At 43.1% G+C, this 23,633-nt stretch carries 31 protein-coding genes and 2 pseudogenes; 4 read left to right on the forward strand and 29 right to left on the reverse strand.

The genetic code is table 11. The features are described 5' to 3' along the window. Window positions 1-5: 5 nt before the first annotated feature. On the reverse strand, window positions 6-2,468 hold the full coding sequence (locus OKX00_RS16365) for a heavy metal translocating P-type ATPase (protein ID WP_265408044.1): 2,463 nt from the start codon (window positions 2,466-2,468) through the stop codon (window positions 6-8). An 11-nt stretch (window positions 2,469-2,479) separates the two neighbouring features. Next, window positions 2,480-2,800, reverse strand: a complete 321-nt coding sequence (locus OKX00_RS16370) for an ArsR/SmtB family transcription factor (protein WP_265408045.1) — start codon at window positions 2,798-2,800, stop codon at window positions 2,480-2,482. A gap of 243 nt (window positions 2,801-3,043) precedes the next feature. Between OKX00_RS16370 and OKX00_RS16375 the strand changes: the two genes are divergently transcribed. Beyond that, window positions 3,044-3,331, forward strand: a complete 288-nt coding sequence (locus OKX00_RS16375; RefSeq protein WP_265408046.1) for a hypothetical protein — start codon at window positions 3,044-3,046, stop codon at window positions 3,329-3,331. On the opposite strand, the gene OKX00_RS16380 is transcribed toward OKX00_RS16375, so the two are convergent. The 8 genes from OKX00_RS16380 to OKX00_RS16415 all read right to left on the reverse strand — a co-directional run bounded on the left by OKX00_RS16380 (window position 3,291) and on the right by OKX00_RS16415 (window position 8,178). Beyond that, window positions 3,291-3,773, reverse strand: a complete 483-nt coding sequence (locus tag OKX00_RS16380) for a DinB family protein (protein WP_265408047.1) — start codon at window positions 3,771-3,773, stop codon at window positions 3,291-3,293. The genes OKX00_RS16375 and OKX00_RS16380 overlap by 41 nt on opposite strands. Continuing rightward, a complete protein-coding gene (locus tag OKX00_RS16385; RefSeq protein WP_265408048.1) occupies window positions 3,770-4,318 on the reverse strand; it encodes a GNAT family N-acetyltransferase in 549 nt (182 codons plus the stop codon). Before OKX00_RS16385 ends, OKX00_RS16380 begins: the two co-directional genes overlap by 4 nt. Before the next feature lie 16 nt (window positions 4,319-4,334). Then, entirely contained in the window at window positions 4,335-4,967 is a 633-nt protein-coding gene (locus tag OKX00_RS16390) for an FMN-binding negative transcriptional regulator (RefSeq protein WP_265408049.1), read from the reverse strand. Window positions 4,968-4,991: 24 nt separating this feature from the next. Then, on the reverse strand, window positions 4,992-5,348 hold the full coding sequence (locus tag OKX00_RS16395; protein WP_265408050.1) for a VOC family protein: 357 nt from the start codon (window positions 5,346-5,348) through the stop codon (window positions 4,992-4,994). A 12-nt stretch (window positions 5,349-5,360) separates the two neighbouring features. Then, a complete protein-coding gene (locus OKX00_RS16400; RefSeq protein WP_265410566.1) occupies window positions 5,361-5,840 on the reverse strand; it encodes an AraC family transcriptional regulator in 480 nt (159 codons plus the stop codon). A gap of 145 nt (window positions 5,841-5,985) precedes the next feature. Beyond that, entirely contained in the window at window positions 5,986-6,291 is a 306-nt protein-coding gene (locus OKX00_RS16405; protein ID WP_265408051.1) for a peptidoglycan-binding domain-containing protein, read from the reverse strand. A gap of 57 nt (window positions 6,292-6,348) precedes the next feature. Then, on the reverse strand, window positions 6,349-6,546 hold the full coding sequence (locus OKX00_RS16410) for a hypothetical protein (protein WP_265408052.1): 198 nt from the start codon (window positions 6,544-6,546) through the stop codon (window positions 6,349-6,351). Window positions 6,547-6,942: 396 nt separating this feature from the next. Continuing rightward, window positions 6,943-8,178 (reverse strand): alkaline phosphatase, encoded by a 1,236-nt coding sequence (locus OKX00_RS16415; protein ID WP_416054348.1) that lies wholly within the window; start codon window positions 8,176-8,178, stop codon window positions 6,943-6,945. Between the two features lie 193 nt (window positions 8,179-8,371). Between OKX00_RS16415 and chrA the strand changes: the two are divergent. Beyond that, window positions 8,372-9,558, forward strand: a pseudogene (chrA, locus tag OKX00_RS16420) (chromate efflux transporter). Here chrA and OKX00_RS16425 read toward each other — a convergent pair. The 6 genes from OKX00_RS16425 to OKX00_RS16450 all read right to left on the reverse strand — a co-directional run bounded on the left by OKX00_RS16425 (window position 9,538) and on the right by OKX00_RS16450 (window position 12,080). After that, window positions 9,538-9,984, reverse strand: a complete 447-nt coding sequence (locus OKX00_RS16425; protein ID WP_265408054.1) for a GNAT family N-acetyltransferase — start codon at window positions 9,982-9,984, stop codon at window positions 9,538-9,540. The pseudogene chrA and the gene OKX00_RS16425 overlap by 21 nt on opposite strands. A 38-nt stretch (window positions 9,985-10,022) precedes the next feature. Further along, window positions 10,023-10,232: a helix-hairpin-helix domain-containing protein gene (locus OKX00_RS16430; RefSeq protein WP_265408055.1), complete on the reverse strand. Its 210-nt coding sequence runs from the start codon at window positions 10,230-10,232 to the stop codon at window positions 10,023-10,025. Further along, entirely contained in the window at window positions 10,213-10,827 is a 615-nt protein-coding gene (locus tag OKX00_RS16435; RefSeq protein ID WP_265408056.1) for a dienelactone hydrolase family protein, read from the reverse strand. Before OKX00_RS16435 ends, OKX00_RS16430 begins: the two co-directional genes overlap by 20 nt. 67 nt (window positions 10,828-10,894) lie before the next feature. Continuing rightward, the gene (locus tag OKX00_RS16440) at window positions 10,895-11,044 is read right to left on the reverse strand and encodes a hypothetical protein (protein ID WP_156419122.1); all 150 of its coding nucleotides are present in this window, start codon (window positions 11,042-11,044) and stop codon (window positions 10,895-10,897) included. A 101-nt stretch (window positions 11,045-11,145) separates the two neighbouring features. Then, a complete protein-coding gene (locus OKX00_RS16445) occupies window positions 11,146-11,337 on the reverse strand; it encodes a hypothetical protein (RefSeq protein WP_265408057.1) in 192 nt (63 codons plus the stop codon). After that, complete coding sequence (locus OKX00_RS16450) at window positions 11,334-12,080, reverse strand: type II toxin-antitoxin system SpoIISA family toxin (protein WP_265408058.1); 747 nt, start codon at window positions 12,078-12,080, stop codon at window positions 11,334-11,336. Before OKX00_RS16450 ends, OKX00_RS16445 begins: the two co-directional genes overlap by 4 nt. Window positions 12,081-12,387: 307 nt before the next feature. Here OKX00_RS16450 and OKX00_RS16455 point away from each other — a divergent pair, with 307 nt between their 5' ends. Then, window positions 12,388-13,881 (forward strand): flavin monoamine oxidase family protein, encoded by a 1,494-nt coding sequence (locus OKX00_RS16455; protein WP_265408059.1) that lies wholly within the window; start codon window positions 12,388-12,390, stop codon window positions 13,879-13,881. Here the strand turns inward: OKX00_RS16455 and OKX00_RS16460 are convergent. The 5 genes from OKX00_RS16460 to OKX00_RS16480 form a co-directional block, all read right to left on the reverse strand. After that, entirely contained in the window at window positions 13,860-14,084 is a 225-nt protein-coding gene (locus tag OKX00_RS16460; protein WP_265408060.1) for a nuclear transport factor 2 family protein, read from the reverse strand. The two genes, OKX00_RS16455 and OKX00_RS16460, sit on opposite strands and share 22 nt — an antisense overlap. Window positions 14,085-14,153: 69 nt before the next feature. Next, window positions 14,154-14,714: a hypothetical protein gene (locus OKX00_RS16465; RefSeq protein ID WP_265408061.1), complete on the reverse strand. Its 561-nt coding sequence runs from the start codon at window positions 14,712-14,714 to the stop codon at window positions 14,154-14,156. A 22-nt stretch (window positions 14,715-14,736) separates the two neighbouring features. Further along, window positions 14,737-15,741 (reverse strand): hypothetical protein, encoded by a 1,005-nt coding sequence (locus OKX00_RS16470; protein ID WP_265408062.1) that lies wholly within the window; start codon window positions 15,739-15,741, stop codon window positions 14,737-14,739. A gap of 232 nt (window positions 15,742-15,973) precedes the next feature. Then, window positions 15,974-16,201 carry a hypothetical protein gene (locus OKX00_RS16475; protein ID WP_265408063.1) on the reverse strand — a complete coding sequence of 76 codons (228 nt, stop codon included), beginning with the start codon at window positions 16,199-16,201 and terminating at the stop codon, window positions 15,974-15,976. A gap of 30 nt (window positions 16,202-16,231) precedes the next feature. Beyond that, on the reverse strand, window positions 16,232-16,981 hold the full coding sequence (locus OKX00_RS16480; RefSeq protein ID WP_265408064.1) for an alpha/beta hydrolase: 750 nt from the start codon (window positions 16,979-16,981) through the stop codon (window positions 16,232-16,234). 190 nt (window positions 16,982-17,171) lie between these two features. On the opposite strand from OKX00_RS16480, the gene OKX00_RS16485 reads away from it, so the two are divergent. Further along, window positions 17,172-18,374, forward strand: a complete 1,203-nt coding sequence (locus OKX00_RS16485; protein ID WP_265408065.1) for an aminotransferase-like domain-containing protein — start codon at window positions 17,172-17,174, stop codon at window positions 18,372-18,374. A 41-nt stretch (window positions 18,375-18,415) separates the two neighbouring features. On the opposite strand, the gene OKX00_RS16490 is transcribed toward OKX00_RS16485, so the two are convergent. From OKX00_RS16490 to OKX00_RS16525, 8 genes and pseudogenes are all read right to left on the reverse strand, one after another. Continuing rightward, on the reverse strand, window positions 18,416-19,105 hold the full coding sequence (locus OKX00_RS16490) for an N-acetylmuramoyl-L-alanine amidase (protein ID WP_265408066.1): 690 nt from the start codon (window positions 19,103-19,105) through the stop codon (window positions 18,416-18,418). Window positions 19,106-19,273: 168 nt separating this feature from the next. Beyond that, window positions 19,274-20,002 (reverse strand): amino acid ABC transporter ATP-binding protein, encoded by a 729-nt coding sequence (locus OKX00_RS16495; RefSeq protein WP_062239471.1) that lies wholly within the window; start codon window positions 20,000-20,002, stop codon window positions 19,274-19,276. Beyond that, window positions 19,999-20,643, reverse strand: coding sequence for an amino acid ABC transporter permease (locus tag OKX00_RS16500; RefSeq protein WP_062239469.1), 645 nt, complete (start codon window positions 20,641-20,643; stop codon window positions 19,999-20,001). Before OKX00_RS16500 ends, OKX00_RS16495 begins: the two co-directional genes overlap by 4 nt. 60 nt (window positions 20,644-20,703) lie before the next feature. Next, window positions 20,704-21,462, reverse strand: a complete 759-nt coding sequence (locus OKX00_RS16505) for a transporter substrate-binding domain-containing protein (RefSeq protein ID WP_053355120.1) — start codon at window positions 21,460-21,462, stop codon at window positions 20,704-20,706. Window positions 21,463-21,617: 155 nt separating this feature from the next. Next, window positions 21,618-22,169 (reverse strand): P-loop nucleotide/nucleoside kinase family protein, encoded by a 552-nt coding sequence (locus tag OKX00_RS16510; protein ID WP_265408067.1) that lies wholly within the window; start codon window positions 22,167-22,169, stop codon window positions 21,618-21,620. Continuing rightward, window positions 22,144-22,600, reverse strand: a pseudogene (locus OKX00_RS16515) (VOC family protein). The gene OKX00_RS16510 and the pseudogene OKX00_RS16515 overlap by 26 nt, the downstream one beginning before the upstream one ends. Before the next feature lie 101 nt (window positions 22,601-22,701). Next, window positions 22,702-23,148: a DUF5085 family protein gene (locus OKX00_RS16520; RefSeq protein WP_265408068.1), complete on the reverse strand. Its 447-nt coding sequence runs from the start codon at window positions 23,146-23,148 to the stop codon at window positions 22,702-22,704. Further along, a complete protein-coding gene (locus tag OKX00_RS16525) occupies window positions 23,145-23,606 on the reverse strand; it encodes a DUF5085 family protein (RefSeq protein ID WP_265408069.1) in 462 nt (153 codons plus the stop codon). Before OKX00_RS16525 ends, OKX00_RS16520 begins: the two co-directional genes overlap by 4 nt. Between the last annotated feature and the right edge of the window lie 27 nt (window positions 23,607-23,633).

The following is a 23,633-nucleotide window of genomic DNA, read 5'->3' on the forward strand; positions in this document are numbered from 1 at the left end:
CATATTCATTCTTTATCCTTTAATAGCCTTAAAGCATTCAAAATAACGATTAATGCTGCCCCTGTATCACTTAAAACTGCCATCCATAGCGTAAGCACGCCAGGGAATATCAATCCTAATGCAAGAGCCTTTATGATGATGGAAAACCAAATGTTTTGCTTGATGATGGATAACGCGTTTTTACTCAATTTCATGGTATGAGGCAGCTTATCAAGATTATCAGCCATTAAAACGATGTCCGCGGTCTCCATGGCAGTATCCGTTCCCGCTCCGCCCATCGCAATTCCTAGATCAGCGGCAGCCAGGGCAGGGGCATCATTAATTCCATCACCGACCATGGCTACCTTGTAACCTTCGCTTTGCAGCTTCTTGATTGCGGTTACTTTATCTTCTGGCAATAATTCAGCAAAGTAACGACTCACATTTGCTTCAGAGGCAATTATTTTAGCGGTACCTTCGTTATCCCCCGTTAACATGATGGTCTCGCGTATTCCTCTTTCTTTTAATGCTTTTAACGAAGAGATGGTGGATTCTCGGATCGTATCCGACACGGCAATCAAACCAATGATCTTTTGTTCCGTACCAAGGATCACAATCGTTTTCCCTTGGTTCTGCAGCTCCAGTACGTTAAGCTGCTCCAGTGAGACCGTCATTTCTTTAAATAGAGTCAGGTTTCCTGCGTAATAATTCACTCCATCAATCGCGGCTTGGACGCCTTTCCCAACAATGCTTTTATATAACTCTCCTTCTTTAGAAGAAATCCCTTGGGACTTCGCGTAATCCACAATGGCTTTAGCGATTGGATGAGTGGAATAGTTCTCTAATGTGAAGGCGATGGATAACAGTTCTTCTTCTGTACCTTCCAGCACTTCAACTTTTGATACTTTTGGTTTACCCTCAGTTAAGGTTCCTGTTTTATCAAACGCGATAGCTGTGATGGCACCCGCTTTTTCTAAGAAGGTCCCACCTTTGATTAAGATCCCATTCTTTGCAGCATTTCCGATGGCTGACACAATGGCCACTGGAGTAGAGATGACCAGTGCACATGGACAAGCAATCACCAATAATTCAAGCCCTTTATAAAACCAATCACCCCACGTTCCTAATGTTAATAAAGGCGGAAGGATCATGATAAGTAATGCAAATCCAAATACAATCGGCGTATAAATGGCTGCGAATTTATCAATAAAGGCTTCAGTTGGTGCTTTTTGCTCCTGAGCTTCTTCCACCAAGTGAATGATTTTGGAAATAGTCGTATCTTCGACTAGCTTTGTTACCTTGATCTCAAGCGTTCCATGTTCATTAATGGTTCCTGCATACACGTTGTCTCCAGATTTTTTATCAACAGGGATGGATTCACCTGTAATCGGAGCTTGATTAACACTGGATTCCCCTTTAAACACCTCTCCATCCAAAGGAATCTTGTCACCTGGTTTAACAATAATGACATCACCAATCGAGATATCCTCTGCGGGCTTTTTAACAACATCTAAGCCAGCTTGAACCCAGGCTTCTGGAGGAGCTAGATCCATAAGATTGCGAATCGAATTTCTTGTTTGTTCAATGGACTTATTCTGCAATACGTTCCCCAATGCGAATAACCAAACCACAGTGGCACCTTCCAGCCACTCACCAATAAAAGCTGCTCCAATTGCTGCAGCTGACATTAATACATTCATGTCTAAAGAACGGCTTCTTAACGAATAGCAGGCACTTTTCACAGGTTTATAGCCACTCAGAATCATGGCAACAGCATAGAGGATCGAGGACATCAATGTGGATACACCTGTATAGGAACCAGCAAAACCAAGGGCAATCAACAGGCCTGAAACAATGAGCAAACTATTTTCATTCTTCTTTTGTACAGGCTGACTTGCTGTACGGCTAGTATCTAACGTAGCTTTAAACCCAATCTTAGAAACTTCTGAAACGATTTCTTCTGGACTATTTGTATGTTCAATTTTCATTTTTCCCGTCGAAAAATTAACATTTACGCTTTGAACAGAAGAGTGCAGGTTTAAATGATTTTCGATACTTTTAGCACAACTACCGCAATCCATTCCTTCTACCGTGTAGGTCTTAAGTTTTCTTTTCTCATTAATCGGCTCCACAGTATAGCCGAGCTTCTTCACTTGGCTCTCGATGGAATCAAAAGCAGAGAGATGATCTGCGACAACTTGCAATTTCGCGGTACTGTAATTTACATGGACTTCTTTAATATCTTTTAGTGAGCGAATCCCTTTTTCAATGGTTTTTGCACAAGCAGGACAATCCATTCCCTGGACTCTAAACTCTATTTTTTCACCAGCAAGGGAAGGTACAATATCCGTTTCTTTTATTTGTGGCTCAGAAGAACAACAGCTGGTTGTTTTCTCCTTGGCTATTGCATTTGTGGCTTCCCCACCTGAACAGCAGCTATCCTTTTTCGTTTGTGGCTTTTTATCAGAGCCGGAGCATTGGTTTGACATATGAATCACTCCTAATCTATATGACTGTCACAACAGGCGACATCATTTTGAACGTCGGCAAGAACAACGTTAAACATGTTAAGCAGTTCATGGATCTGCTGGTTGCGGATACTATAATAACAATATCTTCCTTCCTGTCTTCCTACAATAATGCCACAACCTTTAAGACAGGCGAGATGTTGTGATATGTTGGATTGATTTCCGTTGATTGCTTCTACGATTTGAGATACAGTTTTTTCTTCATCCATTAACGCTTCTAATATTTGAATTCTTGTTTTATCAGCGAAACCACGCAGAAATTTTACCTTTGTATCAATTTCGATCAATTGCATACCAATAGCCCCCATTCATATATTAGAGTAAACTAATATATATATTAATATGATATTAGCAATAACTAATATATGTGTCAAAAATCTTTTAAAGCGGCTCGTAATCATACTTTGGAAAGGTAAATGTACTTATGAAAGAGTCAACATAAAAAAGGGGCTGTCCAAGAAGTCTGGTAGCTGTTGATCTCCGCTCCAGGTTGCTCGCTTTTACCGGCGTAAACGCCTACTTTCGCGGGGCGTGCGGTGAGCCTTACCGGCGTGAACGCCTACTTTTTGGCGCAAGCGCCTGCAGGAGTCTCACCTGTCACGCTAGTCCCGCAGGACAAGGAAGGCTCCGGCAGCTTTTTATCGCACGAAGAAAATGTGAAGTTCATTTTCGAGGAGTCTCGCACCTTCCACTTCAATCAACTTTTCATTGAAGATTTTCAAGCCAAAAAGGAGCTGCTGAAGGTCAATTTTCGACTTTCAGGACAGCCCCTTTCATGTTTACCTATTGAATTGTTATGTGCAGTCCCCGATCAATCAGGTTAGCAGTTACTGGTTTCGTTCCGATCTCCCTCGCCCAAACCGACAATTGTCCAATGTGATGGATTTCGTGGGCGATCACATGGCGCATGATTTCTCCATGGGTGAATGTCACTTTCCTTCCATCAGGTCGGGTATCATGCAAAATTCGTTCTTCCATACTGTCGTTCCAGGCAAGAACAAAATTTTCCACTTCAGGCTTAAACTCGGCGTCCAGTTTTCTGACTTTTTCAAGGGATTGATATCCATCAAAAGTCTCCTGAAAATCAGGTTTTTCCTGTAATCCACGAATCCAGCTCCACTCGACATCGATGATATGAAAGAGCGTATGTAAGATGCCTCCCACACCGCCTGTACGAACTTTTAGTAGTTCAGCTTCAGGAACACCCTCACACCATTTGTACCAATCCTCCCTGACTTGCCAGTTGTAACGAAACAGCGTCTTCATGATACTTCCTCCTTATCCGGCCGGAACTCAATAAGCCAGCAATCCCTGTACTTTCCTTCATGCCACTCATGTTCAGCCAGTACTTTTACTTTTTTAAATCCACATTTCTCATAGCACCGAATGGCCCTTTTATTCCAGGTTTGCGGATCCATAATAATGACCTGAGCCTGCTTATCGTTTACTAGGTACTCCAGCATCCCGGCCACCAAGTCTGTCCCAATCCCTCTATCACGATAACGAGCTTCCCCGAGGAACTGATCCATCCCATATACCGTTTCATCACGGTATCCGTATGCATGTTTTGCTTCATCATCCAGTTTATAAAATTGAATGTATCCAATGTCTATTCCATCGTACTCAACAATACAGCCAACCGTCTCGTCTTCTTTTTTAAAAAACTTCTGTATCACTTTATAGACATCGTGAGGGCGGTCCCTGCCTTCATAAAATTCCAGGACAGATGGATCCGAAAGCCACTTAGCCAATACGAACCGATCTTCATACGCGAGCTGCCGTACGCTTAGCTTTCCATTTTGAAAGAACACAGAGCTTCCCCGCCTTTTATTCTTGCCGATTTGTTGAAGCTTGTTTGAGATTTTCATTCATCAGCTCAGCAATCCGTCTCTCGTTTTCACCAGGCTGCTTATTCAGGTTCTCCATCACCATTTGCTGCCGTTTTAATGGATGGTTTTGACTCAATTTTGCTTTTCCCTCCATACTCGTAACGGCAAGCTTAAATCCTACAATCCCTTTCTGCATCCCTGATATGTAATGTGGGTCCAAATCGTTAACATCATAAGAACTCTCAGGGTCCTCATATTGCTTCACCATGCTAAAGAGGGTTTCAGCCATCTCTTGCTCATCCTGTATAAACTGGATTTCCCCATACACATGGACGGTTACATAATTCCAGGTCGGAACCGCTTCCCGGGTCTCATACCAGGAAGGAGAAACATAGCAATGAGGTCCTTGAAAGATAACAAGGACCTTCTGCTGTTCAATATCTTTCCACTGATGATTCGGACGGGCAAAATGGCCATAAAGCATACGTTTCTCACGGTCTAGCACCAAGGGAAGATGTGTGGCAAAAGGAACACCTTCATGCTGAGAAATGACCGTGGCAAAACTATATTGTTCGATAACATCAAACATCATTTCTTCATCGTTTATTTCAAAGGGCTTAGGAATATACAAGCTACCACTCCTTTTCAGATGCAGCTACTGAGAGCTCGTCACCTCAAACATAATGTCGTCCAGCGCATGAAAATAAAACGTATACCCACCACGGATCACTCTCGGATGATTGCCAACAGAAACCTTTGCAGCTTTTAGCTGTTCATACATTTCATCCACTTTTTCGCTCGTTTCTACATAAAAGCCAACGTGAAAACCATTCGGATACTTGGGAGGCTCTTCTCCCATACTGCTCAATACCAGCAGAAATCCCTCACCATCATCCATAACCCTACTCACATCGCTCCTTTGCGCTTTAGTTTGAAATCCTAAGAAGTGTTCAAAAAAATGCTGTGCTTCTGCTAAATCTTTCACACATAGATTCAAATGGTTAAGCTTCATGCTCCACCTTCCTCACCCGCATTTTTTGATGGGAACAAACAGTTCTACCTTGCATCTCCCTTCCGGATCCTCTGCAGGATTATTCAGGTTAAACTCTAAATTATGACGTGAAAAATCCGGCTCATACTCACTGGCAGGCAGCCACTCTGCAAACATAAACTGATAGGCCTGATTCAATTTACCCGGTGTGTCATAAAAGGAGTACACAGCATATGATCCGCCATCCAATCTCTTAAATGAATCATCAGGATGCTCTTCTTTTTGAAAATCTTTTGGAATCGTCACACAGGCATCATGACGGCATTCTTGATCTTCTACCAGCTCGGGATTATCAAGCGAGATTCCGATAAACTGCTGCTGCGGAGGAAACAGCTCATTGCCGAACGCCCACTGAAACAATTTACCCCAATGCTCTGGCGGCTCAAAATAAGACCCGACTCGTCTGACATACGCAACTTCATGTTCCGGTAATTCTTTTACGGCTACTGTCATCATTCATTCTCCACAAAGGGTTTCATATCCTGGTTAATTCTTCGCCAGAACATCCGCAATCCCTTCCTCCCTACATTGAGGCTATGATTTTCCCACCAAAAAAAGACATCAGGATCTGTTCTCCTGATGCCTCATTTTTTATCTCCTACTCCTCGTAATTAAACAACACTTCCCATGATTCCCGGCCAACGATACCGTCGACTGCAAGGTGATGTTTTTGTTGAAATTCCTTTACTTTCGCTTCTGTTTTCGATCCAAAGATGCCATCAATTTTAATAGAACCGCCCGCATCGTTTAAACGTGCCTGAATCCATGTCACATCCATGCCTCGGTCACCTTTCTTAATGGTGTGCCCCGGATAGGGGACTGGCGTGTGATAGAGAGCATTCCATGTGGAAGGACCTACTATCCCATCTGTCTTAAGATAGCGATAGTATTGAAACTGCTTCACTTTCTGACGTCACCTTTTCAAAGATTCCATCCACCGTAATCCGGATTCTATTTTTGTTTAGATGTGTTTGTACTTTCCTGACATCAGAACCACGATCCCCGTATTTAATGACGTGGCCGGGATATGGGATCCGCCACATTCGCTTTTTCTGATTTTACACAGGACGATGCGCTCGCTGCGGTTGGGAGTAAAGCTTGCAGTGCAAGAAATCCTGCTGCCGAAAAACAGATCAACGATTTTTTCATGCTCATACACTTTAGCCTCCTTACAAAAATTTGAAAAATACTACCACTCTATACCCGATTTCTTGTCCCTTGCAAGCGCTTTAAAAAAATTGTACATAAAGACCTAGAAACAAAAAAAACACCAGAGAATCCCGATTTACGGACTCCTTCTTGTGTTTTCCTATCACTTAATGCAAACCCTCCTGCATCATTGGCAGCATCTCTTCAAACGCTGCTTGCTTCTCGTAGACTAAAGCCCGGGAAGCTTGGAAAGAAGATTAGATAACAGAGCGTAATCGGGCGTCTGTCCTTCTTTAAATTTGATCGATTTTCTTTCTGGGGAGCCATCAAACTGTCCCTATTCGGCAAAATGACAAATAAAAAAACGCTCAGAAGAAATCACTGAGCGTTTCGGATGTTGCTACTATTATTTTTTAAGGCCCATCGCGTCTCTCATTGCCTTAAAGATATTCGTGTTCTCATACGTTCCTTCCAGTTTCTCTGCTCCAGGTCCTTGTGCTGTTAATGGAACAGATTGACCGCCATGTTCATTAGTCGTCCAGTCAAGCGTAAACTTTTCTTTAGAGTGAGCAGGTGTATATGGCCCATCCTCTTTCGAAACATCGTCACCGCTCTCGTCTTTAGGGTTTACTTCTTCGATGGAAAGCCCGCCACATTCATGGTCAGCTGCTACAAGAACAAGAGTGTCAGGATGTTTTTTCGCATAGTCCTTCGCAACTTGTACAGATTTGTCCAGCTGCTTGCCGGCTTTCATCATGAGTTTACCATTGTTTTCGTGGGACATTTCATCGGTTCCTTCCTCTTCAACCATGAGGAAAAATCCTTTTTTATTTTGAGACAGCGTATCAATTGCTTTTTGAGTCATATCAGGCAATGGTACGACCGGATCATAAAGGTCGCCTTCACCTTCAGGATTTTGTTCGAACATTTCTTCGTTCGCGAAAAGGCCAAGCAATTTCCCGTTCTTCGCTTTTTGAAGTTCATCTTTATTGGTTACATAGTTATACCCAAGCTTTTGAGCTTTTTTCACCAAGTTCCCTTGAGTGCCTTGGCTTGCTTCTTCTTTATCTTTTGCTGGGTGATCCTGATATTTTCCTTCTTCGCCTTTAGGGTACCAGTAGTCTTCACCGCCGCCGAGCAGTACGTCGACTTTACTGTTTTCAAGGTACTGTTTCGCGATATCGCTTTGCTTTTTGCGATCGGCCACATGTGCACCCAACGAAGCAGGTGTGGCGTCTGTAATCTGGCTTGTTGTGACAAGGCCTGTTGACTTCCCAGCCTCACCGGCCATTTCCAGCACAGATTTTACTGGTTTCTTATTTTCATCTACTCCAATTGCTCCATTATATGTTTTAACTCCTGTCGCCATAGCCGTTCCTGCTGCAGCAGAGTCGGTTACGACCGAAGTAGAATGTGTATGAACATTTCCTGTATATGGCATTTTATTCATAGCCAGCTCGCCGTTAAGGCCTTGAGCAGCTAAACGAATCGCTTCCCTGTGAGAAGCTCCCATACCGTCTCCAACAAACATAATGACATTTTTTGCTTTTTTAGGAGATGCACTTTTCTCTTCTTTTGCATCCGCAATTTGATTTACCCCAAATGATGTGATGAGTGCTAATGAAAGTGTTGCAGCAGCTATTGTTTTCTTTTTCAATACTTCCACTCCCCTTTTCTCTTATGTGCCTTCATTGTAGTAAAAGAGTATGAAGGAACGATAAATCTCTTGTCACGATATGATGAAGTTTTATTACACAATTGTAAAGCCATCCTGTTTTACAACACTTTAATTTATAATAAGATCACTCGATAGATAAAATAAAAGCAGGTGTTTTATGAATAGGAACAATCAAATAACTTCCTTACTTGAAATTTTTTTAGTCTCCTCTAAACTTGGTCTTACTTCGTTTGGAGGCCCCATCGCTCATTTAGGTTACTTTTTTGATGAATATGTAAAAAGAAGAAAGTGGATCAATGAAAAAAGCTACGCAGACCTGGTAGCTTTATGCCAGTTTCTCCCTGGACCAGCGAGCAACCAGGTAGGTATAGGTATCGGAGTGATGCGTGCGGGGGTGCTTGGAGGTATCGTTTCCTTTATTGGATTTACATGCCTTCCGTTGTCGCGCTGATCCTGTTTGCTTTGATCCTTCAACGTTTTAACGTTAATGATGCGGGATGGATCCACGGTCTAAAAATCGTCGCAGTAGCTGTTGTTGCTCAAGCTATTTTAGGAATGGCAGCAAAACTGGCGCCTGATCTTAAACGAAAAGCGCTCATTGTCCTGGCATTGGTGGTTACATTGTTATGGCAGACTTCCTTAACTCAAGCAGGTGTAATCGCCCTTTCTGCCCTTGCCGGCTTCCTTTTATATCAACAGCATGAAGAGAAGGATGAACCGGACGTGAATTTTCCGATTTCCCGGAAGTTTGGTGCCAGTTGCTTAGTTCTATTTTTGGGATTACTTATTCTGCTTCCTGTACTAAGAAACGCCCTTTCAAATCAGTGGATCGCCCTGTTTGACAGCTTTTACCGATCAGGCTCGCTCGTTTTTGGAGGTGGACATGTCGTTCTGCCATTGTTGGAAAAGGAGTTCGTTCCTGCCGGATGGATCAGCAAAGAAACCTTTCTGGCTGGATACGGCGCTGCTCAGGCAGTCCCTGGTCCCCTGTTTACCTTTGCGTCCTACCTTGGTGCTATAATTAAGGGCTGGACAGGAGGACTGCTTGCAACCTTTGCGATCTTCCTGCCCGCCTTCCTGCTCGTTTTTGGCACACTTCCTTTTTGGAATGCATTGCGCCGCAACCCCAAAGTAAAAGGGGCGCTCATGGGGGTGAACGCTGCAGTGGTGGGTATTTTGATCTCAGCTTTTTATCAGCCAATTTGGACGAGCTCCATCCTGGCCCCCGTCGACTTCGCTTTTGCCGCATTGCTTTTCAGTTTGCTTATGTATTGGAAGCTGCCGCCATGGTCGGTTGTGGCCATTGGGGTGCCGGGAGGAACATTACTTTCTTACGTGTCCTGAGAATTTAAAAATACTGATGAAATAATCCTCCTCCGGGAAATCGCCGACATATTCTAAACACTGAACACGGTAGAAGCCTTTCAGCTTTTCATTTCCTGCCCAGCAGTCCAAATACAGCGTTTTGTTTTGTTTCTGTGTTAAAGAGCAAGCAAAACGGATGATTTGGGAGCCTATGTTTCTACCTTGGTACTCGGGCAGGATAGCGATTTTTGAGATGTAAAGGCTCTGCGGTTCGATGGGTAGATCACTAAGTTTGCTTACTGAATAGATGTAGAAAGCTCCGATGATCTGAGCATCCAGCCTTACAACATAACCCTCATCCCGCTCGATTGCCTGTTTAACAACAAAAGGATCCCATGGATACGGCCACTGGTTGATTCCTTTCTTCAGCAAGTCGAGGGTAACGGCATTTAGAACCTTGACCATGGATGGAACATCTTTAACTGTTGCTAATTGTATCTGCATTATTTTTTAGCAAACGAGAGTCCTTTTTCCTCAAGCGCCGTACGAAGCTGTTCCATTGCCTTCGGACCCATCCCATGAAGTTTTGATAGTTCAGCTTCACTAAGATTGACAAGCTGCTCAAGTCTGGAAAATCCTGCACCGGCCAGTGCACGCTGTGCCGGTTTTGCTAATTTGGGCGGAAAATCACTTTCAAGATTTTGTGCCAACATATTCGCTCCTTTCTAAAAAATTCTTCAGATGATGAAAGGCTTGGTTTGCTGATTCTTCGTTATAATTTGGCGTGTGAGGATCGCTAAATCCGTGCTTTCCGGCAAATTTGTAAACTTCAACATCCTTTTTCTGAAGCACCGTGATCAGCTCGTCCACAGCAAAGGATTTCTCTTCTTCAGGAAAAAACAGCAGGACAGGACACTGTGAGGAAACCTCTGTATAGTTTCGTATGCGCGAACCGTAGTACTCAATAATACCGTCCACTCCTTCTTCCTGACTGCATAGCCAGGCAACAGTAGCCCCCACACTAAACCCTGTGATAAAGATTTTTTTATAGTTCGGTTTATTTTCCTTTACTAATTTCTTGACCTCTCGGGAGGCTTTTTCAAATCCTACGTTCTTCATGAAATGCTCATAAGCAAGACTTTCCTCATAATAATCAAAAGGGGTTTCCCGTCCCAATATATTCGGGCAAATGACATCAAATCCCTGCTGAGATAAGAAATTACAAACCTTCTTCATGTGCTGATTCAATCCATAAATTTCGTGAACGACGATGATAAGGGTATCCGAATGAAGATGTATTTTGAACATTTAAGACCTCCCGGAAACAATTGTCCATAAAAAAAGAAAGGGTTCTGCTCCCTCTCCATTTAATGTATTATTTGCCGGCAAAGAACGTCCAGCGTTTTTTCTTCAAACTGTTTAATAAAGTCAGGATAGAATGATTTTCTTCCTTCAGCGCTTTTTCAAAATGGGACAAGGTCGGCTTCGGGCCTTGGATCCGGGAGACAAACCGTCTGCTCTTCACAAACTTCCCTCCAGCTTCACGGAAATGTTTGCTTTAGTATATGCAGCAAGGTGTCAATCATACAAAAAAGGGCAGCGGAATATTCCACTGCCTTTAAGGTCTTATTTTCGTTTGGATGTTCCCCGTCTGTTTCCTTTTTGAATGATCCGCTCATTCTCTTCCATGACCTGCATGGTGTGGTGGCTGATGCCGACTTTTGGAAACTGAATTCTCGGCTTGAACGTGATTCCTTTCCGTTCACTGTTCTTCATGGATACCGGCTGGCTCCCCATAAGATCGAGTCCGCTCGTCACGCATCATCACTCCTTTCTAAAGCTTGTACTAGGATATCGTAAGTGGCCAATAAGATTCCGATCAAGGAACCATCAACATCACTTACTTTTGCAGAGGATGAAATCTTGATTACATAAATTTCATCTTCAATATTAAAAGGATAAAACGCAAAGTTGTCTTCCTGGTTATAGTAAGCTTCAGCTCTTGATAGCGTAGATTGAATAAGGCTTGCATTCGTATACGCAGCCAGTGCTTCGTTCTTCTCTTGCGGTGTATCGAAAGGCAGGATCGTAAAGCTGTGGCCTTCCTTCTCTACATAAGCCTGAAGAACGAGCTTCAGTCCATATAGATAGTTTTCCTTACTTCCATAATACGCCGTGATCCCTTCTGTTTTCAAGATATATAGTGCATTATTTACTTTCGCCCGCAGATCATCCAAAAGCATCTGATTGTTCTCTACAGATCGCGTGATTCTTGCTAGTTCATTATTCCCGATTTTTTTCAAGTACAAACTCAGGAAGATAAAGGCATCAATGAGGATAAACACCACGAGAACGACCAGATAGTTAGTCCAATTTGTAAAGATGCTGTGCGGCTTTACTGTCCAATAGATCAAGGCACCGAATAAGTAAATGACGTACCACAATTTGCGGATCGCATCCAATTTCTTTTCAGCTTTATCTTCATCTCTCCAATAAAAAATAAGATAAGCTCCGATTCCGATAAAAATCAGCCAGACGACCACCCGAAAAAACCAGATCAAAGTTTCTTCTCCCTCCAATCCCGTGCTGTCTACCATTGAATTCCCTTCACGGAGTGTGGATTCCTGCCTTGTTGGCTGGAATTGAGCCGAAATGCGGAGGAATTGAGCCTAACTTTCAATAATTGTGCCTCTAACTCCAATTCATTGAGCGAACCTCCGGATAATTGATCCTTGCTGAAAAAAACAACTGATCATCCATTTCTGCTTCTCTTTTTCAGCAAATTTTCATATCCTTATACCTTTAAAAATATATTGGTAATAAAATAGGCAGTTTCAGTTAATGGGACAATAGCTGAAAGGAGCAAACATGGCAGTTAACAGAGCACTACAGTTATCTACAGAACAAATGCTTTCCACCATTCAGCATGGCCTTGGCATATCTGCTGTTCAAAAGAAAATCATTGTCGTCGGGGCTGGAATGTCAGGGCTGGTGGCAGCTTCTTTATTAAAAGAAGCCGGGCATGATGTTACCGTTCTGGAGGCAACGGAACGTGCAGGCGGCCGGGTTTATACGATGCGCAGCCCCTTTATGGATGATTTGTACCTGGATGTTGGAGCTATGCGAATTCCGCATGATCATTATTTAGTACTGGAATATATAAAGAAATTCAATTTGCGTACGAACAGATTTTTGAATGTCACCTCCAATGATCTGATTTATGCAAACGGAATCAAAACCAATCAAATGGAATACCAGCGAAATCCGGATATATTAAACTATCCTGTCGCTCCTCATGAAAAGGGGAAATCTGCTGAACAATTACTTAAGATGGCGATAAAGCCCATTGCCGACTATATCCAAAAGAATCCCCTCAAAAACTGGCAAAGGGTTGTGAAAGACTTTGATAAATACCCGATGTCTTTTTTTCTTCTGTACAATCCTGTCGGACCCAGTTTATCTCCGGGGGCAATCGAGAGTATAAAAGTTTTGATCGGACTGGAAGGCTTTCCTGAACTATCTTTTCCTGCAATTCTCAGGGAATTGCTGCCGCTCTTCAGTCCTGCCATACAGTTTTATGAAGTGGAAGGAGGCAACGACAGACTGCCCAAAGCTTTTTTACCCCTGCTGAAGGAAAATCTTAATTTCGGGTACCAAATGACAAAGATTGTTCAAAATAACAACCAGGTGACCATCCATTCTAGACATACCAAAAGCCAGCGGCCATTAACGGTCACCGGCGATCTGGCAATTATAACGATCCCTTTTTCATTACTATCATTCGTTGAGATTGAGCCGCGTAATTTGTTCTCTCATGACAAATGGAAAGCAATCCGGGAACTTCATTACGTAGCTTCTACGAAAATAGGACTTCAATTCAAAAAAAGATTCTGGGAAAGAGAAGGCATCCGTGGGGGGAAATTGATGACCGACCTGCCCATTCGTTTTGCTTATTATCCAAGCCACCTAATTGGTTCTACAGGATCAGGCATTATTTTAGCCAGCTATACTTGGGAAGATGACACCCTGTCATGGGATAACTTGCCTGAGGGAGATCGGATTCGAAATGCCTTGGATAATTTGGCAACGGTTCACGGCAAGCAAATCTACGATGATTTTTTAACTGGAGCCTCTCATAGCTGGTCACAGTATCAGTTCTCCGGAGGCGCATTTTCCATGTTTAAGCCATCCCAGGAAACAGAGTTGTTCCCTTATATTCCTACACCTGAGGGAAGAGTCCATTTTGCAGGGGAACATACATCGACTGCTCCTGCCTGGATTGAAGGAGCCATTCAATCTGGCATCAGGGTTGCCCATGAGGTGACCAATCTTCCCCGAACCTATTTTGGAGGGGATGGATGATGAAGGTTCAGTTCCTTCATGGCCATCCCCGGCACCCCCAAGCCATCAAAACAATCCTGTTTGCTGATCCTCCGCCCTGAGCTCGTGAGTTCCAGAAAATCATCCGCCAACAGAACATCCAGTTCTTTTTTGGATTGGCGCACTTCAGATTTCAATAATCTAGTTTCTAGTTCATAGATATGTTCTTTTAATGCAACATCCATTCTTTCCCCTCCTAAAAAAGGACTTATAGAAAAGAGCTCCAGATTGTCATCCAGAGCCCAAATATGATTCTAGTTTATATCTTTAAATGTTCCAGTGGGAATGTTAAATGTCCATTTTTTCCCATCTTTTGACTGAAGGGTTAATGTAAATCCTTTGGCCCCGATAATTTTTACCGCGCCATGTTTGCTTGGGGACTTGTATTCTTTTTCACCCAAGTACTTTCGTTTATCCCCTTCCGATCTTACAAAGAGATAGCCTTGTGCGGGATCATTGGTCAACGCTCCTGCTTCGACCGTTACATTCTTGCCGCTCATCTCACCGTTTTTGATCGGGCTGACCCAGCCATTTGTAAATTTAGCCTTCTGGTCGTTTACCGGGTCTTCCACATGCGTCAATATTTGAGCCGTCACCGCGCGGTCATGCTGAACAACAAGCGGACCGTTCACTCCATCTTTCTTGGAGATGCTGTCATGTCTCGCTATATCCTTGTTCTGTGCTTTCCTCTCCATTATCTCTCTTTTTTCTTTTGGAAGATTATCATAATTGCCAGAAGCAGATACATGGTAATAAGTAACTCCTGCTCCAAACAAAACAGCTGTCGTTATAAGTGAAATGGCTATTTTTTTCATGTCTTTCACCCCTCAAATAGATTTAATGCCAACGGATATCCGTTGAGAGTATTGGATAATTTGTAGCCGCTTTGGTTTTTGAATCACTGTATAGTTCATTGTACAGCTGGTTCCAGCCCTGGCTTGGCGTGTTATCGAGCTCCGAATGGCATCCTGTATTCGTACAAGCACTATATTGGGTTAAAGAAGCACTGAACTGCATCGGTTTAGCAGCAGTTACGGCAGAGTACTTGGCAATATTCTGCCACTGTTCTGCCATATCGCCGCTGTTATCATAAATTTCCGGAAGTGGCCATGCAGGCGATGCTCCCCAGGAAATATATTGAATATCTTTATAGGTCCAGCCGTTATTGCACGAATAATTGATGGTGCCCGAGTTAAGGTTGGTGTGGTAGCATCCGTCCGCAGAACCATAATTATAGAGCGAATAGCTGTTAACAGAATCATAGCCTTTCACCCATTCTGTGGTAGTCGATACAGGATCGTAACTCGGTTCCATATCGTTACCGCCATCTACTTCAACCTGATCAGAATAAGAATTTGTGTTATTATGGCTGTTAATATCATCGATCATATTGGCAAAGTTCTGGCCGCCTTCATACGTAACGGTATAGGAGTTATTCGTTCCGACAATGATATGAACCGTGGATAGTGAATCACTTCCTGTGCCTTTCCAATATCCCCGGGAGTATGCTTCGACCGCTGCCCCAACTTGAGTCAGCGTGGCATCCGGCATCCCGAAAAGAGACAAATTCGTTGGCGAAGACTGTCCACCGAAATCAAGAATAACCATACTGTTCTGAATTCCCGCTTTCTTGTAATCTGCTAGGCCTTTTTGGTATCCCATATCATATAATGACACTGTATCAACAGTGTCCATGTAATAGCTTTGGGCTGATGGCGGCGGTGCGGCGGCGCTTACATTTTTAACCGGAAGCATATATCCAAAACCAAACATCACAACCATTGCTAATGAAACGAATACTCTACCAATGTACTTACCAAGTAACCCCACTTGCTTGTTCATCTCTTTCCCCTCTTCTTTTTTGACTTTAAATGTGTAAAAACAAGGCCCTATACTCCCCCCATTCATAAAAATTTTGTATATAAAAGGAATTCGTCTGAATGATTGCTTTTATTTGCATTGTTCTGATAATCTTTACAATTATTTAAAAAAATAACAAAAAGGGGGTGTCCAGAAAGTCGAAAATTGACCTTCAGGCAGCCCCTTTTTGGCTTGAAAAATCTTCAATGAAAAGTTATTTGAAGTGGAAGATGCGAGACTCGTCGAAAATGAACTTCACATTTTCTTCGTGCGATAAAAAGCTGCCGGAGCCTTCCTTGTCCTGCGGGATTAGCGTGACAGGTGAGACTCCCGCCGGTGCTTGCACCAAAAAGTAGGCGTTCACGCCGGTAAGGCTCACCGCACGCCCCGCGAAAGTAGGAGCTCGCGCCGGTAAAAGCGAGCAGTCTGGAACGGAAATCAACAGCTTACAGAGACTTATTGGACAGCCCCCTCAAAACCTTCTCCAATCCAGCTTTTTTAAAAATTGATAAATGTCTTCGTGCAGCTTTTCTTTCTCAGGTCCCCTCGTCACAAGGTGCGGAGAGTTTTCATACCAGATCAGCGATTTTTGTTCAGACGAAATCCGGTTATAAAGCAGATCCGCACTTTCCAGATTGACGGGATGATCCTTACCCGATTGTACAACGAGAGCAGGACAGGTAATCTCCTGTATATGCTCCCCTGCTTCCTCAATCACCGCCTGTACGGTTTGAACCATCTCGGCTGATTGCGGCATCAGGCTCATCCATTCATTTTCCATTTGTTCCGGCGGTGTTCGTAGGATCGTTTTATATCTCCTCGTAAAAAGACTGACGTGCCGGCCCAAGTCTTCTGCGCTTTTCGGCTTAACTGGCGCACACATGGAGACGAGCCCTTTTACCGGAAAAGTGTATGCCGTTTTCAAGGCAAACACGCCTCCAAGAGAGAGACCGACAACGGCAATCTCATCATGACCCTTTTGCTTTAATAAACCGAATCCCTCTTCAACGTTTTTCCACCACTGTTTCGCCCGTGTGGTGACAAGCATTTCAGGCGTATCTCCATGCCCTTCATACAATGGGCCATGGCACGTATAGCCTTTCTCGTTTAAAAATCGGCCGAGCTCCCGAACATCCACCGTGTTTCCCGTAAAACCATGCAGAAGCAGGACGGCCCGCTTGCTGCCTTCAAAGGCAAAAGGTTTTGCTGGTACCATTTTCATGACAGTATCCTCCGATTTCTCTATGCTGTTTTTACTCTATCACATTAAAATCGGTAGAATAAAAAAGATCGCTTAATCAGTAATTATTTGAAAATTCACACATAATTTTGAATTAATTCGAGAAAGGTCATTGACATTCAATTCAGAAAGAGTAAAATGTTCTTTAAAACTTTAAACAGAGGTGTCCGTGTTGAAGTACTCATTTGCCAATCGCATTTATTCATTACAATCATCTGCCGTGAGAGATATTTTAAAAGTCGTGAACCAGGAAGGCGTCATTTCTTTTGCCGGAGGCCTGCCAGATGATCAGCTTTTTCCTTTGGAAGGAATTGAAGAAGCATTTGCTAAAGTGTTTGCATCCGGAAAGCATGCTCTCCAATACATGGAGACAGAAGGATATTTACCGCTTCGTGAAGTCATCCTTGAACGGATGTCACGCAAAGGCATTTCAAACTACACTACAAAAGATGTGATGCTGACAACCGGGTCCCAGCAGGTCATCGACTTGTTTTCCCGTGTCATGCTGAACCCTGGAGACGTCATCCTGACCGAAGACCCTACGTATCTCGCAGCGCTACAGGTATTTAAATCCTATGAAGCACGTGTGATTGGTGTCGCATCTGATGAAGATGGCATGATTCCTGAGGACCTGGCGCACAAAATCAAAGAATACAAGCCGAAATGCATCTATGTCGTTCCTACCTTCTCCAATCCTGCCGGAAAAGTCTGGTCTCTCGAACGCCGAAAACAACTGCTTCAAGCAGCACATAAGCATAACATTGTGGTCCTTGAAGACGATCCGTACGGTGATCTTCAGTTCAACCGCGAGGAAACCTACACTCCGCTTGCTGCACTGGACGATGGAACCTGTGTCCTGTACACGAGCACCTTTTCAAAAACAGCCGTACCGGCACTTCGTACAGGCTGGGTCGCCGGGCCATTTCAAATTGTCCGCATGATGTCACAGGCAAAACAGGCAAATGATCTTCATTCCAACTCCCTGTCACAGCAGGCACTCTATCATTTCTGTACAGGGTTTGATATGGACGGCCATATCGACCGCCTGATCGCAGAATATGAAAAACGGATGAACGTCATGTACCGCTGTTTGGAAGAAGCCAACCTTCCAGGATTGAAATTTACGAAACCAAAGGGCGGCATGTTCTTCTGGATTGAGCTCGACGAACATGTAAATACGACGCTTCTTCTGCCGGAAGCAGTATCCCGAGGTGTTGCGTATGTACCTGGCGAACCGTTCTTTGCCACCTTGCCAAAAGCGAATACATTGCGACTAAACTTTAGCCATCCGACGATTGAACAGATCGAGAGCGGAATCTCGGTAATGACTGGCCTGTTTAAAGAATCGCTGGAGAAGGATGTTGTTTATTCATAAGATGAAAAGGAACCCGGTGTCTATACCAGGTTCCTTTTGTGTTATTTCACCCGCAGGCTTTGTCCTACATAGATCGTGTAGTCACTGTCCAGGTTGTTCCATTGCTTGATTTTGGTTACTGAGGTGCTATAGGTCTTGCTCAAGGAATAAACAGTATCCCCTTTGATGACGGTATGATATACCGCTGTTGGCTTTTTGGTAAGTCTGAAGCTTTTCACGATCCCATTCACATGAGCACGTGCAATGCTGCTAATAAAAGAACTGGATTTTAATTTTGTGGCATCTGCTGGCGTATCGATAAAGCCATTTTCTGTCAGCACCGCCGGCATATTCGATTCCCGGAGCACATGAAAATTTGCCGTTTTCTTACCGCGGTCCCTGAAATCCACTAAGTCGATGACGGCATCGTGAATGTTAGTGCGGTAAGTTGTGGTTGGTGCACTTGTGCCGGGATAAATATAACTTTCAAAGCCTGTCCCGCCGCCTGCATTGATATGAATGGCTAGAAAATAATCGGCATCCCAGTTGTTGGCTGCATCGGTTCTTTCATCTAACGAGACGAATTCATCACTCGTTCGGCTCATCTTCACTTCCACATTATTATATTCAACCAACAGAATATTTTTGATCCGTGTAGCAATCTGCAGGGTGAGATTCTTCTCTTGAAGGCCATTGCCGATGGCTCCTGTATCACTGCCACCATGCCCAGGGTCAATAAAGATTTTAACCATCTACTAAGCACTCCCTTTTGTTAAAAACTTGAGAAAGAACAATCTCTTTCTCTCTATTATTCTATGTAAAAAATCTAGCAATGGTTTGGACAGGCCTACCCCTCTTAATTATATAAAAAAAGACCATCCCAATAGTCTGACTTGGGGTGGTCTTCTGATTGCTTATCGTTATAATACTTTGCTTAAAAAGGATTTGGTTCTGTCGTGCTGAGGGTTTCCAAATAATTCACTTGGAACATTCTCTTCAACAATATAGCCGCCATCCATAAATAACACCCGGTCACCCACCTCGCGGGCAAAGCCCATTTCGTGTGTCACGACGACCATGGTCATCCCTTCTTGAGCTAATTGTTTCATAACTTCTAATACTTCTCCTACCATCTCTGGATCAAGCGCTGACGTTGGCTCATCAAACAGCATGATTTTCGGGTTCATGGCAAGCGCCCTCGCAATGGCCACACGCTGTTTCTGGCCTCCTGATAATTGGCCTGGATAGCTGTTTGCTTTTTCTTTCAATCCAACCTTAGCCAATAGCTCCAGGCCCTTCTCAGTTGAAACCGCCTTCGAAACGGAACGCACTTTAATAGGTGCAAGTGTTACATTTTCCAGGACCGTCATGTGCGGGAAAAGATTAAAGCTTTGAAACACCATTCCGATGTCTTGTCTGACTTTATTAATATCAATTTTTGAATCTGTAATATCTTGGCCTCTGATGATTACTTGTCCGTCTGTAATGTCCTCCAATTTATTAAGGCAGCGCAGAAACGTACTTTTCCCTGACCCTGAAGGACCAATCACACATACCACTTCTTTTTCTTGAATTTCTGCATTGATATTTTTTAAAACCTCTAACGTTCCAAATGACTTCTTTAAATTGCTCACTTGAATGATACTCATCTTAATTCAAATCTCCTCTCGAGGAAGTTCGCCAGCAGGGAAAGAAGATAGATTAATATAAAGTAAATGATTCCGACAACAAACCAAATCTTAAAAGCCTCAAAGGTGGCTGAGGTGGCAACCTCACCTTGCTGCGTCAGATCCGCAATTCCAATAATCGATAATAGGGAGGTATCCTTTAAGCTTATGATGGCTTGGTTTGTAAACGTCGGCAGCATTCTCCTGACCGCTTGAGGCAATACGATAAACCGCATATTCTGTAACCCTGTTAACCCCAGGGATCGCGCAGCTTCGGTTTGTCCCTTATCGATGGATTGAATACCAGCCCGGATAATTTCAGCAAAGTACGCGCCGGCATTAAGACCGACAGTCACAATTCCAGCGGTTGTTTTGTCCATGGAAATCCATTCTAAAGAGTTAAGCCCAAAATAGATAAAGAACAATTGCACCAGAATGGGAGTCCCACGGATGGCATCAATGTAAATTTTTGCGATCCAATTCAATGCTTTAAGCGGTGAAAGACGAAGCAGCGCCATGACTAACCCAATGATTAACCCTAAAATGAGTGCTGCGATAAAAATATAGACGGTAACTTGAAGCCCTTCTATCAAATAGGGCATCGCTTTTGTAATTGCATCCATAACAAACTCTCCTTTCAAAAATACGGCGCGCTGTGAGCGCGTCGTATTTTAACTAACCTATTATTCTTTTAAATATTTTTTGACGATCTCGTCGTATTTGCCGCTTTTCTTTAAATCCGCAAGGCCTTTGTTGATTTTCTTCAATACATCCTCATTCTCGCCTTTTAATACGGCGATACCATAGTTGTCACCATTGAGGCGGTCTCCTACAATCTTAAGACCAAGATCCTTCTGTGCAATCGCGTAGGCAACGACAGGATAATCCTCAATCAATACGTCGGCATTGCCATTGGAAACTTCCTGGAACATAGAAGGGCTATCATTGAATTGAACCACTTTCGCATTTTTCTTTTTAGCCAATTCTTCAGCAAACTGGGCACCGGTTGTCCCTTTTTTAACCGCAATCGTTTTTCCTTTCACATCATCTTGGGATGTGATGTTATTGTTGTTCTTGGCTACGACCAGAGTAAGTCCTGCCTTGAAGTATGGATCAGAGAAATCTACTACTTTCTTTCTTTCGTCCGTAATACTCATGCCCGCAATGGCAATGTCAAGCTCATCCGCTTGAAGGGCAGGAATGATCCCTTTGAAATTCATCGGCTCCAGTTTGATTTTAAAGCCTTCTTTCTTAGCAATCTCTGTGATCAAATCAATATCGATCCCTTTTTGTTTTCCGTTTTCTTCATACTCAAACGGAGGGTAGGTTGTATCAACCCCGACTTTATACACTTTGTTTTTGGCGTCTTCTTTGTCTCCGCCACATGCAGCCAATAACAATGATAGAATCATTACCAGACCGAAGATACTTAGTTTTTTCATGATAATCCTCCCTTTTATGTAAATTAAACCTCGACTTTTAGAATACCATAAATATTGTGAAAAGATTGATAATTATTTCTTATTCCAGAAGCAACCCTCTTGCTCGGCAAAAGGCAATTCCGTTTCTTCAAGCCTCGTTATGTAAGGTTCAACAATTAATTTCCCTGCTTTCCCATGGTTTCAATAATGATTTCTCCTTCACCAGACGGTTCTTCAAAACCATTCAGATAAGAAGTTAATATTTCTTCTGTAATAGGAAAAGCAGCATTGGCATCAAAACGCTGGCTTCTTATATTCAAGCGCCTGCGTAATTCATCAGGAGGAACTTTCAAATAAATGACTTTCCACACCCCTCCTGCATCTTCAATAAGCTGCTTGTATCGTTCTCTTCTCGAACGCTGCCAAAAGCTAAAATCAACAACTACTTGCTTTTTCTCTTGAATCAATACCACCATATATTTTCGAAGCTTCATATCCGCTTCGTCCTTATATTTCTCGTAGACTTCAGCAGGAAAATCAATTCCATATCGGCCATGGGTGGTCCAAATCTCTTCATCAATGGAAAGACGGACATAGCCCTCTTTCTCCAATTCTTGAGCAAATGTGGTCTTGCCAGAACCAGCTACCCCACACATCATGACCACTAATGGAGCAGCATCCTTCCCTTTTTGAGTGATAAGATCATTCAGTACCGTGTCCCTTAACATGGTAGACCTCCTTTCTAATGACAATCTCCCACTCCGGATTCCAGACGACTTCCCACAAATGGCCATCAGGGTCTTGGAAATGCCCGGAATATCCGCCCCAGAACGCGTCATGCGCCGGGTCGGTGATCACAGCACCTGCTTTTTTTGCCTCTTTCATCACCTGGTCCACTTCTGCCTTGCTTCCAACATTGTGGCCAAGCGTAAACTCAGCAGGGTTTGGTGTGCCTTGAGCCACCTTAGCCTCATGGGCAAGATCTTTACGATTCCATATGGGTTACCCCTGATTCCAAGTCAAAGAAAGCCACCGCGCCATGCTCAAACTCTGTTCCGATAATTCCTTCTGTCTGAAATCCCAACCCGTCCCGATAGAATTTTACCGACCGTTCCAAATCATCGACACCTAACGTAATAACCGTAATTCGTGGTTTCATCTAAAAAACCTCCTTTAAGTTAGAGTACATAAAAAACCCTGATTTCTCTTGTGGTGGGAAAAATCAGGGTGAATTTATACTTCAATAAGAATTTTTTTTATTTATTCCTCACTAAACACCGAAATCTTTACGTCCACATACTGAATGGATTCATCACCTCCAAAGATATGATAGATAGGTGATGCTAAATTCAAATTGTTATCTACCATATATTGAAACAACTCAGCATAGACAAACTCCGTTAAATTTTCGTAATTCCCTGTAAATCGCTTCATGAGCATCTCATCTACATAATAATAGCTTCTAAAGGTGAGAGATTCAGAGGAAGGAATTTTATCTTCATGAACGGGCATGAACAATTCAATATACATGTTTTCATCTTTCGGTATATTTTTTAACGCGTAAAACATGGGGCCCTTTATCGTTAAATGGGCTTTTGCAATCTCTGATAATAGATCCTTAATTACGTTCTCCATCTCACTGTAATGGAAGAAATATTCCTTTGATACCACATTGGAGTAGGCGATGCTTTGATCTTCAGCTATCATAGGGCGGGCTCACCTACTTCTACAATAGGTGCATAGACATCCAGCCATGTTTCTCCAAATACATCCAAACAAACATGATAAAAGCTTGGATTGAGTGTAATATGATTCTTTTCCGCAGTCTCTTGAATCAATTGATACACTTCTTCTATGCTGCCGTCTTCATCTGTAAAACGAACGCATAGAGCTTCCTCAATGACTAAGGCGTCAATATATTCATAAGCAGAACCTTTTTCTAGTTCTACTCGGTCATTCACAGGTACACAGTATGTAAACTCCCCGGAAGCAGGATCATTCTCTAAGGGCTGGAATTTGAAAAGCACCGGACCTACCGGATAGATTCCATTGTTTACAACTTGGCTCCTTAAAGCGATAGCCGGCAACAGCCACTCCTCTTTTTCCACCACTTGAGTAATACTAATCAAGTTTAATAGCGATAAAGATTTATATTGAACTTTCAATAAGACCACTCCTCTCCTGCTTTCACT

Origin of the sequence: Fictibacillus sp. KU28468, from assembly GCF_026153615.1 — a bacterium.
Taxonomy (GTDB): Bacteria; Bacillota; Bacilli; order Bacillales; family Fictibacillaceae; genus Fictibacillus_C; species Fictibacillus_C marinisediminis.